Below are 12,170 nucleotides of genomic sequence, written 5' to 3'. Positions count from 1 at the left end.
CATCGAAGCCGGCCCACCCGCCGACCTGCCCTTCATCCCACCCGGCCCTCCACCCTCCTGACCGGTGCACTGTCCCCTGTGGAGGGTGCTCGATGCTCGTCGTGGGGGCCTCGTCCATCCGAGGAGCGGCCTGTTTCCCGGATCGAGCACGATCTTGCGCGGACCGACCGCCCGCAACGGAACGTGAGGGGCGGGGTCGGGGGAGTCAGGGGCGGATGTCGGCGGGACGGTCGGTGGTGGGCAGGCCGGCGGCGAGCCAGGCGTCCACGCCGCCGATCATGTCGGTGGCCCGGCGCAGCCCGAGGGTCTGCAGGCTGGCGGCGGCCAGGCTGGAGCTGTAACCCTGTCGGCACACCAGGATGATCTCCCGGTCGTACCCGGTGGCTTCCGGGATCCGCCAGGCACTGGCCGGATCGAGGCGCCACTCCAGTACGGTCCGGTCGACGACGACCGCGCCCGGCAGGTCGCCCTGTTCGCGGCGCTGCAGTTCGGTACGGGTGTCGACCAGCAACGCGCCGCCGCGGACCGCCTCGACGGTCTGCTGCGGAGTCAGTCGGTGCAGCCCGGCACGGGCCTGTTCGAGTAGGGCGTCTATACCGGGGCTCATCACGTCTCGGAGCACCACCCGATCATGCCGATTCGGTGGCACCCCGGGCGGCGAACGGGCCGCCCGTCACCCGTCGCCGCCCCAATTCCCCCGGACGTGACGGTGGCCGACCGGGGCGGTCAGCCGGACGTGTCAGGGTGACCCACAGTGGCCCTCCGGTCGGCATGATCGACACGGTCACCGACAACTGTGGTCCCGCCGACAGGGACGTCGACGAACCGAGTCGATCACCCTGCCCACCAGCGGTGGCGGCATACTTCGGTCATGCACCACGGGAGGCTGCGCTGAACCCGGGAACCGGCGGACCGACAGTCGCCGTTGTCGAGGCGTACGCCGAACTGGCTCGTCGGGTGCTCGCGGGCCCGGCGCGGTTGGGCCGGACCCGGCTGGTCGCTGTCGACGGGCCGAGTGGCGCGGGTAAGAGCCGGTTCGCCACGCAGCTCGCGGACGCCCTGGCGGGGCCGCTCGACGGCCGACCGCCGGTGGTACACACCGACGACCTGCTCGACGGGTGGGACGACCAGGTCACCTTCTGGCCCCGGCTCGACGAGGGGGTGCTCGCCCCGCTGCGTGTCGGTGAGCCGGGTGCCTACCGGCGGTACAGCTGGGTCCGGCGGTGTTTCCTGCCCCGGCCGGTTCCGGTTCCGGTGGCTCCGGTGCTGGTGGTCGAGGGGGTCAGCGCCGCTCGGGCCGTCGTCCGGCCGGAGCTGACGCTGGCCGTGTTCGTCACCGCGCCCGCGTCGCTGCGGCTGGCTCGCGCGGTCGCCCGGGACGGGCCGGAGATCCTGCCCGAGCTGCGCCGCTGGCATGACGGGGAGCGGGCGCACTTCGCCCTCGACGAGACCGCGACCTACGCCGACCTGGTGGTGGACGGCGCGCCGACACTGCCGTACGACGCGGACCGGTACTACGTGCGGCTGCGATGAGCGGGGCATGGACGTGGGCCACGGTCTGCGGCACGATGCGGAGAGCTACGGCGAACGGGGAGCCATCATGACGGCAGCGGACGCGCCAGCGCGGCGTCGGATCACCCTCACCGGCATCAGCTCGCGGGCCTGGGAGCACCCGGCCGACCGGGGTGCCCTGGTCGCGCTGCGGGAGCTGCGCGGTTTCGACGACGTGGTGCGGGCGTTCTTCGGGATGTGGAACGAGCGGGGTTTCCGGCTGTCCGTGCTGGCCTCCGGCATCCGGGTCGACCACCGTCAGTATCCGGCGGTGTGGCAGCGCTACACCGAGGCCGCGGCGGCGCTCGACGTGGCCGAACTGCCCGAGCTGTACGTGACCCAGTCGCCCTGGTTGGGCGCCGAGGCGGTCGGGCTGGAGCGGCCGTTCATCGTGCTGAACTCCGCCTGCGTGCAGCAGTTCGACGAGGACGAACTGCGCTGCCTGCTCGGCCACGAGTTGGGCCACGTGGGCAGCGGGCACGCGGTCTACAAGACCATGCTCATGATCCTCACCCGGTGGGCGGCCAACCTGAGCTGGTTGCCGGTGGGCGCGATCGCGCTGCGCGCCATCATCGCGGCGATGCTGGAGTGGTGGCGCAAGGCGGAGCTCTCCGCCGACCGGGCCGGCCTGCTCGCCGGGCAGGACCCGGCCGCCGCGCTGCGGCTTCTGATGAAGCTCGCCGGCGGCGGTGACCTGTCCCAGGTCGACACCACAGCCTTCCTGGAGCAGGCCGCCGAGTACGCCGGTGGCGGCGATCTGCGCGACAGCCTGCACAAGATCCGGATGACCGCGTGGAGCACCCACCCGGTGCCGGTGGCGCGGGCGGCGTCGCTGCGCCAGTGGATCGACTCCGGGGCGTACGGGCGCGTGCTGGCGGGGGACTATCCGCGCCGCGAGGACGACAGCTCGACAAGCGTGTCGGAGGAGATCAAGGCGGCTGCCGAGTCGTACCGGGAGGAGTTCAGCCGGTCGACCGACCCACTGGTCGGGTTGCTGCGCCGGCTCGGCGACGGCGCGAGCGACGTCGGCGAGTGGGTGGGCGGCACCGCCGGTCGGGCCCGTTCCTGGATGGACGCCGCCACCGAGGCGGCGGGCCGCGCACACCGCGCCGGGCGGGCCGCCCCGGGCGCGCGGGCCGGAGCCGGCCCCGCGGACAGCGGTGACGGTACGGGCTCCGCGGGCACACCCCGGTAAGGCCGGCATACGATGCCGGTCATGACCTCACCGATCATGACCGAGTCCGAGGTACGGGCCGCCGTCGAGCGGGAGATGCCCGGGGTCCGGGCCGACCTGGAGCGCCTCGTCCGCATTCCCGGCATCGCCTTCGAGGGCTTCGACCACTCACACGTGGAGCGCTCCGCCGAGGCGGTCGCCGAGCTGCTGCGCGGCTGTGGCCTGGACGTCGACATCGTGCGATCCGGCGGCCAGCCGGCGGTGATCGGCCGTCGGGCCGCCCCGCCCGGCGCGCCCACCGTGCTGCTCTACGCCCACCACGACGTCCAGCCGGTCGGCGACCGGTCGCTGTGGGAGTCCGACCCGTTCGAGCCGGTGGAACGGGACGGCCGGCTCTACGCCCGGGGCGCGGCCGACGACAAGGCCGGCATCATGGCGCACGTGGCGGCGCTGCGCGCGTACGGTGACGCGCTGCCGGTCGGCGTGGTCCTCTTCATCGAGGGCGAGGAGGAGTACGGCTCCGACTCGCTGGAGCAACTGCTGGCCGAGCACCGCGACGCGATCACCTCGGACGTCATCGTGATCGCCGACTCCGGCAACTGGGACATCGGCGTACCGGCGTTGACCACCTCGCTGCGGGGCATCGTCAACTGCTTCGTCGAGGTGCGCACGCTGGACCACGCGGTGCACAGCGGCATGTTCGGCGGCGCCGTGCCGGACGCGCTCACCGCGCTGGTCCGGCTGTTGGCGACGCTGCACGACGACGCCGGTGACGTGGCCGTGGACGGCCTGGTCGGCCGGGAGGGCGCCACCGTCGACTACCCGGAGGACCGGGTCCGGGCCGAGGCCGGGCTCGCCGAGGGCGTGCAGTTCATCGGCACCGGCCGGATCACCGACCGACTCTGGACCAAGCCGGCGCTGGCCATTCTCGGTGTCGACGCGCCGTCCACCGGTGAGGCACCGAACGCCCTGGTCCCGGCCGCCAAGGCGAAGCTCAGCATCCGCCTCGCCCCGGGCGACGACCCCAAGCGGGCGTACGCGGCGGTGCGCGCGCACCTGGAGCAGCACGCGCCGTGGGGTGCGCAGGTGACCGTCACCTTCGAACACGACGGTGACCCGTGCGTGATCGACGCGTCCGGGCCGATGTTCGACGCCGCCCGTTCGGCCTTCCGGACCGCCTGGGACGGCACCGACCCGGTGGACATCGGCGTCGGCGGCTCGATTCCGTTCATCGCCACCTTTCAGGAGATGTTCCCGAAGGCGGCGATCCTGGTGACCGGCGTGGAGGACCCACACGCCCGCGCGCACGGCCCGAACGAGAGTCTGCACCTGGGTGAGTTCGCCCGGGTCTGCCTGGCCGAGGCACTGCTCCTGCGCAACGTGGCGGCGGTGAGCAGTTAGGTGTCAGAACGGCAACTTTGGGCCTGATCTGGGAGTTTACGGCGTGTCGGATGGTCAGCTGTTATAGCCTTTCGTACATGAGTACGAACGAGGTGATGGCCCGGTTGGGGGCCGCTGTCAGCGCGCTGGGAGATGTCGATGTCTCCGCGTGGTCCGAGGACACGCTCAACGAACAGCTCGGTGAGCTCTCCGCCGCACTGGTCGCCCTCGACTCGGTGCTCTCCCGGGTCGCCGGCGAGGTCCGCGCCCGAGGGTTGCGCATCGAGGAACCCGTCTCCGCCTAGGCCCTGATCCGTCGTCCAGTGAGTGGGCGGCACCCTGCCGACACCGCCCGGGCACGGCAATGCCCGGGCGGTGTCGGAGGTGACTGGCAGGATGAGCTGCGTGCGGTTCCTCGATCTGGCAGCCACCTCCGCCGCCGTCGGCGCCACCAGCGGCCGACGGGCCAAGGTGGAGCTGCTCGCTGACGCGCTGCGCCGGCTCGACCCCGGCGAGGTCGAGCCCGGCGCCGGCTATCTCGCCGGTGAGCTGCGCCAACGGCAGACCGGCGTCGGCTACGCGAGCCTGCGTGACCTGCCGCCGCCGGCCGCCGAGCCGACATTGACGGTCGCCGGCGTGGACGCGGCCATCGCGCAGATCGCCGCGGTGCACGGTTCGGGCTCACAGGCTCGGCGTCGGGCGCTGCTCGGCGCCCTCTACGCGGCGGCGACGGCAGACGAGCAGCGGCTGCTCACCGGCCTGTTCAGTGGCGAGCTACGGCAGGGTGCCCAGGCCGGCCTCCTCGCGGACGCGGTGGCGCGGGCCGCCGAGGTGCCGGTGGCGGTGGTCCGCCGGGCGCTGCTGCTCGCCGGTGATCTCCGGGCGGTGGCGGTGGCCGCGCTGGCCGGAGGGGCCGCCGAGTTGGCCGGCTTCGGTCTACAGGTCGGCCGCCCGCTGGCGCCGATGCTCGCGCAGAGCGCCCCCTCGGTCGACGAGGCGCTCGCCGCGACCGGCACGCCGGCGGTGGTCGACGTGAAGCTCGACGGCATCCGCATCCAGGTGCACCGCTCCGGCACCGACATCGCCGTGTTCACCCGCAGCCTCGACGAGATCACCACCCGGGTGCCCGAGGTGGTCGCCGCGGTCCGTGCCCTGCCGGGCCGGGAGTTGGTCCTCGACGGCGAGGCGATCGGCCTGGACGAGACCGGCCGCCCACTGCCGTTCCAGCAGACGTCGAGCCGGGCCGCCCGACGCACCACCCCCAGCACCACCGGGCGCACACCTGTCGCTCCGGCGGTGCTCGCGGCGGCTGCCAGCACGGGCGCCACGGTGCTCACCCCGTACTTCTTCGACCTGCTGCACCTCGACGGCCAGGATCTGATCGACAGTCCCGGCCGGGAGCGGTGGGCCGCCCTCGCCGGCTCGGTGGATTCGTCGCTGCTTGTCGGTCGGATGGAGGTCGACGGCCCGGAGCAGGCCGCCGCCGCGTTCGCCGCCGCGCTCGACGCCGGGCAGGAGGGCGTTGTGGTCAAGTCGCCGGACGCCCCCTACGACGCCGGCCGGCGCGGTGCCGCCTGGGTCAAGGTGAAACCGAGGCACACCCTCGATCTGGTGGTGCTCGCCGTCGAGTGGGGCAGCGGGCGACGCAAGGGCTGGTTGTCCAACCTGCATCTGGGCGCGCGTGACGCGCGCACCGGTGACTTCGTGATGCTCGGCAAGACGTTCAAGGGGCTCACCGACGAGCTGCTGCGGTGGCAGACCGAACGATTCCTCGACCTCGCCGTGGAACGCGGCGACTGGGTGGTCCGGGTCCGGCCCGAGCAGGTGGTGGAGATCGCCTTCGACGGGGTGCAGACGAGTTCGCGCTATCCCGGTGGGATGGCGCTGCGGTTCGCCCGGGTGGTCCGCTATCGCGACGACAAGTCCGCAGCCGAGGCGGACACCATCGACGCGGTCCGGGCCATCCACGCCGGCCGCGTCACCGGCTGACCGGGCGAGGTCAGGCGGAAGCGGTCGGCGTCGGCTCGGCGGCCCGGTCCAGCGGAGCCGGGGTGGTGCCGATTCCGGCGGCCCGGCGGGCCTCTCGACGGGCCACCCAGCCGTAGCCGAAGAGCGCCATCACCGCGAACAGCCACCACTGCACGACGTAGCCGAAGTTCTGCCAGTTGTTGGCGTGCCCCACCGGCACCGCCTTGAACACCGGATCGGCTGCCGGGGTCTGTTCGTCGAGCAGCAGGTAAGCGCCGTAGACCGGGTAGGGAAGCTCGCCAGCCAGTCGCGACACCCCGATCCGCCGGATCTCCAGCAGCCCGTCGCGTCGGGCCACAGCGCCGGCGCCGCTCTCGGTCTCGTGCACCCGGCCGACCACGGTCACGTCGCCGGTCGGCGCGGCCGGCACCGACGGCTGGGCGGTCGCCCCGCCGGGCGCCGGCGGGATCCAGCCCCGGTCCACCAGCACCGCCGTGCCGTCGGCGAGCACCAACGGGGTGAGCACCTCGAAACCGACCCGGCTGTCCACCGTGCGGCCACGGACCAGCACGGTGTTCGTGGGGTCGTACCGGCCGGTGACGGTGACCCGGGTCCAGACCTTGTCCTCGGCGGGGGCCGGACCGGCCGTCCCCGCGCCGCCGGCGGGAGCGCGCAGCGCGTCGGTGAGCGGCACCGGAGCCATCCGCTGGCCCGCGTCGATCCGCTCGTTGACCTCGGTGCGCCCCCGGTAGCGGTCGAGCTGCCAGTTGCCGAGGAACACCATGACGGCGGCCGCGACCAGGGTCAGCGCGAGAGCGCCCAGCCAGCGTGGGCTCAGCAGGAACCGGTACACGGCACCGAGGCTACTCGTATGACCGGCGCCACTGACCTGGACCGGGCCGGATGGGCCGGGACCGGCGACCGGGCGTCCGGCCAGGGCCGGGCCAGGCACCCCGGTTGGCGGTGCTCGCGCCTCCAGCCGGGCGGGTATCGTCACGCCGACGGATCGGCCTTGGTCGTCCCGTCGCGTACCCGCCGCCGCTCGCGAGGAGTCGATGATGACCGTCGTGCCGCGCCTGGTGCTCAGCGCGCCGTCCTCCGGGCACGGTAAGAACGCGCTGGCGATCGGGCTGCTAGCCGCCCTGGCCGAGCGAGGGGTCGACGTCGCCGGGTTCAAGCTCGGGCCGGACCACGTCGACGCCGCCTATCTCGGTCTCGCCTCCGGCCGGCCGGGTCGGGTGATCGACCCCCGACTGGTCGGTCTCGACCGGCTCGCCCCGCTGGTGGCGCACGGTGCCGCCGGTGCCGGGCTGGCCGTGGTGCAGGGCAGCATGGGCCTGTACGACTCGGTCGGTGGCCGTCCCGAGCAGGAGTCCACCGCCGCCGCGGCCGCCGCGCTGCGCAGCCCGGTGGTGCTCGTTGTCGACGTGGCCGCGATGGGCCAGTCGGTGGCGGCCCTGGTGCACGGTTTCCGCTCGTACGACGAGCAGCTGTGGCTCGGCGGCGTGATCCTCAACCGGGTGGCGTCGTCGCGGCACGAGGGCATGCTGCGCGAGGCGTTGGACGACGTGGGGGTGCCGGTCTACGGCGCGCTGCGTCGACAGGACCTGCCGGCGGTGCTGCCGTCGCGGCGGCACGGCGTGGCCCCGGTGGTCGAGGGTTCGGCCGACGCCGTCCGTGCGGTCCGCCGGCTGGGCGAGGCCGTCGCCGCCACCGTCGACCTGGAACGGCTGCTCGGGCTGGCCCGCTCCGCCCCGCCGCTGCCGGCGCCGGCCTGGTCTCCCGAGGAGGCCCTCGGCACGTTCACACCCCCGGCGAACCGCCCACTGGTGGCGGTGGCCGGTGGGCCGGGCGGCAGTTTCAGCCACCCGGAGACCACCGAGTTGCTCCGGGCCGCCGGCGCCGAGGTCGTCGTCGTCGACCCGCTGCGCGACGAGGCGCTGCCGGTCGGCACCCGCGCGCTGGTCGTCGGCGGCGCGCTGCCCGAGGCGTACGCCGAGCAGTTGTCGGCCAACCGGCGGCTCTGCATCGCGGTGGCCGAGTTGGCGCGGACCGGGCGTCCGGTGATCGCCGAGGGCGCCGGGCTGCTCTGGCTGGCCCGGGAGCTGGACGGGTTGCCGATGTGCGGTGTCCTGGACGCGGTGGGCGTCAGCCGTGACGGGGTGGTGGCCGGCTACCGGGAGGCGACCGCCCAGACCGACAGTGTCGTCGCCGCCACCGGGACGGTGCTGGTCGGGCACAAGGCACACCGCGCGGTGCTCACCCCCCGCGCCGGTCAGCGCCCGGCCTGGAGCTGGGACGGCGGCACGCCCGAGGGCTTCGTCTGGCGCAACGTGCACGCCTCGCAGCTCATGCTGCACTGGGCGAGTCATCCGGCGACGGCGGCCCGGTTGGTCGCCGCGGCGGCGGCCGATCCGACGAGCGAGGTGGTGCCCGCGCAGCCGGGCGAGGTGTCGGTGTGATCGGTCAGGTGGCGGTGCGCCGATTCCCGGCGCTGACCGTCTCCACCCCGCGTACCGAGGTGCGGCAGCTCAGGGCGGCCGACGCGGCGGCGGCCGGGGAGATCTTCGCCGACAAGCTCACCCGGCGTTGGCTGCCGCTGCCCGACGACTCCGGCCCGATCGACGGGCTGGCCTGGTGCACCGATCTGGCCCGGCAGCGGCGCGACAGCGGAGAGGGTGACCACTACGCGGTGCTCCGGCGGGAGGACGACCAGGTGGTGGGCTCGCTGTGGACCCGGCGCACCGACTGGGGCGCCCGCCTCACCGAGATCTCCTACGCGATGGCGGCGCACGCGCGGGGCTTCGGCTTCGCCGCCGAGGCCGTCGACGCGGTGGCCATCGCGCTGATCCTGGAGCACGGCTTCCAGCGGGTCGAGCTGCGGGTGGCTCCCGGCAACCTGGCCTCGCGCCGGGTCGCCGAGAAGGCCGGGTTCAGCTACGAGGGGCTGCTGCGCAACGCCGGGTTCGTCAGCGGCGGCCGGGTGGATCTGGAGCTGTGGTCGTTCGTCGCCGCCGACCTGCGCTGAGCCCGAGCCCCGCCGACCTGCGCTGAGCCCCGCCGACCTGCGCTGAGCCCCGCCGACCTGCGCTGACTCGCGCGCCGGTCAGCCGACGATGGCGTCCGACGGTGGGGTGAACTGACGGGTCGGGGTGCCCTTCAAACCGTCGCGTAGGGTCTCCGAAACCGCCTTGATCGGGATCTGGGACTGCCCGTCACCGACCGCGTTGAACGGGTTGTCCGGGTCGGAGATGAAGCTCGCCGCGGCCAACTCCGGGGTGTAGCCCACGAACCAGGCCGACCGGGTGCTGTCGGTCGTACCGGTCTTGCCGGCCACCGGGCGTCCGACGGTGCCCCGCACGCTGTCGGCGGTGGACCAGCCGCCGCAGCTGCCGCGCGCCGGGGTGTCGCCGGTCGGGCAGCGGGCCGCGTCGGTGGCCGCCCGTGCCGCGTCCGCGCTGACCACCTGCCGGCAGCGCGGCTTGGCCACCTCACGGTGCAGACCGCCCGCTGTGGCGTACGTGGCGGGCGTGCCGTCCCGGTTCATGATCGCTTGCACGGGGATGGCCTCGCAGTAGCGGCCGTCGGCCGCTATGGCGGCGTACGCGTTCGCCATCTCCAGCGGGGTGGCGTCGGAGACGCCCAGGGTGAACGCACCCCACTTCTTCGCCTTGTCCGGGGACGCGTGGTCCCGGTCGACGTCGGTGCGCCACCGCAGCCCGAGCTGTTCGGCCAACCGGACCGCCCGGTCCGCGCCGACCTTCTCCTCCAGCCAGACGAAGTACGTGTTCACCGACTTGCCGAAGCCGGACCACATGGTCTGCTGACCGGACATGGCGCCGCTGGCGTTGGAGGGCGCCCAGCCGTCGTAGACCTCGGAGCGGTAGCGGTATGGGGCGTTGAACGAGGTGGAGAGGGTCATGCCCGCGTCGAGCGCGGCCAGCATCGGGAACATCTTGAACGTCGATCCGGCCTGGTAGCCGGCCAGGTCACCGCCGCCGAGCAGCGGTGCCACAGTGTTCGGGTAGTTGGCCTTCACGTTCGGCCCGGCCTCCGGGTTGGAGCTCTGCGGGTTCTCGGCCAGGTCCAGCGAGTACGTCCGGTTCACCGCCATGGCTTTCACCCGCCCGGTGCCCGGCTCGGAGACCACGATTCCGTTGGCGAACGGGCTGCCCGTGGCCTCCTTGGTGCCGACGTTCTTCTCCGCGGCCTCCTGGATCTTCGGGTCGATGCTGAGCACGATGCGGTAGCCGCCCCGGCGCAGGTTGTCCATCCGTTCCAGCCGGTTCGCCCCGAACGCGGGCTGGGCGCTCCACCAGTTCTTCAGGTAGTCGCAGGCGAAGCCCCAGCTGTTGTACTTCTCCGCCACGGCGGCGCAGTCGTGCGGTGGGGTGGTCAGCTTGAGCCGGATCGGTTCGGACTTGGCGGCGGTGGCCGAGTCGGGGGAGAGGTAGCCGAGTTGGCTCATCCGGTCCAGCACGTAGTTGCGCCGCCCGGTGGCCTCCTTCTGGTCGGAGTCGGCCGGGTCGTACTCCGAGGGGGACTTGACCAGTCCGGCGAGGGTGGCGGCCTCGACCGGGGTGAGGTCCTTCGGGGTCTTGGAGAAGAAGATCTCGCTGGCGGCGTAGATGCCGTACGCGCGGTGCCCGAAGTACGCCGAGTTCAGGTAGCGCTCCATGATTTCTTCCTTGCTGATCTCCTTCTCCAGGTCCAGCGCCATCCGCATTTCCTTGACCTTGCGCAGGCTGGTCTGCTGGGTGGCTTCCTGGACCTCCTTGGGCGTGGTCGCGCTGTCCCGTAGGGCCATCCGGACGTACTGCATGGTCAGTGTCGAGGCGCCCTGGGAGCCGCCGGAGCGGGCGTTGGAGACGAAGGCCCGGGCCACGCCCTTCGGGTCGACGCCGTGGTGCTGGTAGAAGCGGGAGTCCTCGGCGGCGATGATCGCCTGCTGGATGTTCGGCGACATGTCCGACAGCTTCGTGTACTGCCGGTACTCCTCGTAGAACATCGTCAGCACGGTCTTGCCGTCCGGGCCGTACACGTACGAGGTCTCGGCGGGCAGGGCGGTCTTCAGCACCCGGGTCTTCTGGTCCACGGCGTGCGCGGTGGCCTTCGCGCCGAGCCCGGTGAGGGCGACGACCGGGTAGGCGACGGCGGCGATCACGATTCCGGCGATCAGTCCGGCGCGGAGGAGAGGGACGAGACGACCAGCGGCAGCAAGGGGTCGGTTGCTCACCTGGTCAAGTTATGACATTTCCGATTCGCACATGAGAAGAACTCTTAAACCGGCGAGTGGTGACGCGGCTTACGTCGGGATCGGCTGTCCCACCGGCCACCTTCCCGGCAGGATCGCGGACATGTCTGATCAGCCGAGCGCTGTCGCCCCACCCGCCGGGGTCGAGCCGGACCTCGCCCACCACGGCGACGCGGAGGCGACCGCCGGTCTGATCGACCTCGCTGTCAACGTCCGTCGGGCGCGGCCGCCCGCCTGGCTGGCCGACCCGATCGCCGCGACCCTGACCGACCTGGCCCGCTATCCGGACCCGGCGCCGGCCCGGGCGGCGGTCGCCGCCCGACACCGCCGTCACCCGAACGAGGTGCTGCTCACCGCCGGCGCCGCCGAGGGGTTCGTGCTGATCGCTCAGGCGCTGCGCGGCGTGCGCCGCCCCGTGGTGGTGCACCCTCAGTTCACCGAGCCGGAGGCGGCGCTGCGGGCCGCCGGACATCCGGTCGAGCGGGTGCTGCTCGACGCCGCCGACGACTTCCGGCTCGACCCGTCCCGGGTGCCCGCCGACGCCGACCTCGTGATGATCGGCAACCCGACGAACCCGACCTCGGTGCTACACCCGGCCGAGGCGGTGGCCGCGCTGGCCCGCCCCGGCCGGGTGCTGGTGGTCGACGAGGCGTTCGCGGACACCACCATCGCCTCAGGGCACCCCGGCGAACCGGAGTCGCTGGCCGAACGCCGCGACCTGCCCGGGCTGCTCGTGGTGCGCAGCCTCACCAAGACGTGGGGCCTGGCCGGGCTGCGGATCGGCTACCTGCTCGGCGCGCCGGAGCTGCTGTCCCGGCTGGCCGCCGTCCAACCGCTCTGGGC

11 protein-coding genes are annotated in these 12,170 nt (G+C 73.0%); 8 read left to right on the top strand and 3 right to left on the bottom strand.

Annotation, left to right across the window (positions count from 1 at the left end):
- Nucleotides 1-205: 205 nt before the first annotated feature.
- Complete coding sequence (locus ABZ749_RS17135; RefSeq protein WP_355009007.1) at nucleotides 206-607, bottom strand: rhodanese-like domain-containing protein; 402 nt, start codon at nucleotides 605-607, stop codon at nucleotides 206-208.
- A gap of 137 nt (nucleotides 608-744) precedes the next feature.
- On the opposite strand from ABZ749_RS17135, the gene ABZ749_RS17130 reads away from it, so the two are divergent.
- The 5 genes from ABZ749_RS17130 (at nucleotide 745) to ABZ749_RS17110 (ending at nucleotide 6,094) form a co-directional block, all read left to right on the top strand.
- Nucleotides 745-1,533: a hypothetical protein gene (locus ABZ749_RS17130; protein WP_357228728.1), complete on the top strand. Its 789-nt coding sequence runs from the start codon at nucleotides 745-747 to the stop codon at nucleotides 1,531-1,533.
- 67 nt (nucleotides 1,534-1,600) lie between these two features.
- Nucleotides 1,601-2,746 (top strand): M48 family metallopeptidase, encoded by a 1,146-nt coding sequence (locus ABZ749_RS17125; protein ID WP_357202977.1) that lies wholly within the window; start codon nucleotides 1,601-1,603, stop codon nucleotides 2,744-2,746.
- 36 nt (nucleotides 2,747-2,782) lie between these two features.
- A complete protein-coding gene (locus ABZ749_RS17120) occupies nucleotides 2,783-4,126 on the top strand; it encodes a dipeptidase (protein WP_357228731.1) in 1,344 nt (447 codons plus the stop codon).
- Between the two features lie 77 nt (nucleotides 4,127-4,203).
- On the top strand, nucleotides 4,204-4,410 hold the full coding sequence (locus tag ABZ749_RS17115) for a hypothetical protein (RefSeq protein WP_030333429.1): 207 nt from the start codon (nucleotides 4,204-4,206) through the stop codon (nucleotides 4,408-4,410).
- Nucleotides 4,411-4,501: 91 nt separating this feature from the next.
- On the top strand, nucleotides 4,502-6,094 hold the full coding sequence (locus ABZ749_RS17110) for an ATP-dependent DNA ligase (RefSeq protein ID WP_357228725.1): 1,593 nt from the start codon (nucleotides 4,502-4,504) through the stop codon (nucleotides 6,092-6,094).
- Between the two features lie 10 nt (nucleotides 6,095-6,104).
- Here ABZ749_RS17110 and ABZ749_RS17105 read toward each other — a convergent pair whose 3' ends face one another.
- On the bottom strand, nucleotides 6,105-6,926 hold the full coding sequence (locus ABZ749_RS17105; RefSeq protein ID WP_357228723.1) for an SURF1 family protein: 822 nt from the start codon (nucleotides 6,924-6,926) through the stop codon (nucleotides 6,105-6,107).
- A gap of 205 nt (nucleotides 6,927-7,131) precedes the next feature.
- Between ABZ749_RS17105 and ABZ749_RS17100 the strand changes: the two genes are divergently transcribed.
- Entirely contained in the window at nucleotides 7,132-8,535 is a 1,404-nt protein-coding gene (locus ABZ749_RS17100) for a cobyrinate a,c-diamide synthase (protein WP_357228721.1), read from the top strand.
- A complete protein-coding gene (locus ABZ749_RS17095; protein ID WP_357228718.1) occupies nucleotides 8,532-9,101 on the top strand; it encodes a GNAT family protein in 570 nt (189 codons plus the stop codon). The genes ABZ749_RS17100 and ABZ749_RS17095 overlap by 4 nt, the downstream gene beginning before the upstream one ends.
- A 78-nt stretch (nucleotides 9,102-9,179) precedes the next feature.
- Here the strand turns inward: ABZ749_RS17095 and ABZ749_RS17090 are convergent, their stop codons facing one another.
- On the bottom strand, nucleotides 9,180-11,309 hold the full coding sequence (locus ABZ749_RS17090) for a transglycosylase domain-containing protein (protein WP_357202362.1): 2,130 nt from the start codon (nucleotides 11,307-11,309) through the stop codon (nucleotides 9,180-9,182).
- Nucleotides 11,310-11,430: 121 nt separating this feature from the next.
- Between ABZ749_RS17090 and cobC the strand changes: the two genes are divergently transcribed.
- The coding region (cobC, locus tag ABZ749_RS17085; RefSeq protein WP_357228716.1) for an Rv2231c family pyridoxal phosphate-dependent protein CobC at nucleotides 11,431-12,170 on the top strand (740 nt) is incomplete at its 3' end.

Source organism: Micromonospora sp. NPDC047753, assembly GCF_040642735.1.
Taxonomy (GTDB): domain Bacteria; phylum Actinomycetota; class Actinomycetes; order Mycobacteriales; family Micromonosporaceae; genus Micromonospora.
The sequence above is the reverse complement of the archived record's forward strand: the minus strand, read 5'-3'. Positions and strand labels throughout refer to the sequence as shown.

Coding starts and splice junctions, on each gene's coding strand:
- ABZ749_RS17135 (WP_355009007.1), bottom strand. CDS start 607: ATGAGCCCCGGTATAGACGCCCTACTCGAACAGGCCCGTGCCGGGCTG.
- ABZ749_RS17125 (WP_357202977.1), top strand. CDS start 1,601: ATGACGGCAGCGGACGCGCCAGCGCGGCGTCGGATCACCCTCACCGGC.
- ABZ749_RS17120 (WP_357228731.1), top strand. CDS start 2,783: ATGACCGAGTCCGAGGTACGGGCCGCCGTCGAGCGGGAGATGCCCGGG.
- ABZ749_RS17115 (WP_030333429.1), top strand. CDS start 4,204: ATGAGTACGAACGAGGTGATGGCCCGGTTGGGGGCCGCTGTCAGCGCG.
- ABZ749_RS17110 (WP_357228725.1), top strand. CDS start 4,502: ATGAGCTGCGTGCGGTTCCTCGATCTGGCAGCCACCTCCGCCGCCGTC.
- ABZ749_RS17100 (WP_357228721.1), top strand. CDS start 7,132: ATGACCGTCGTGCCGCGCCTGGTGCTCAGCGCGCCGTCCTCCGGGCAC.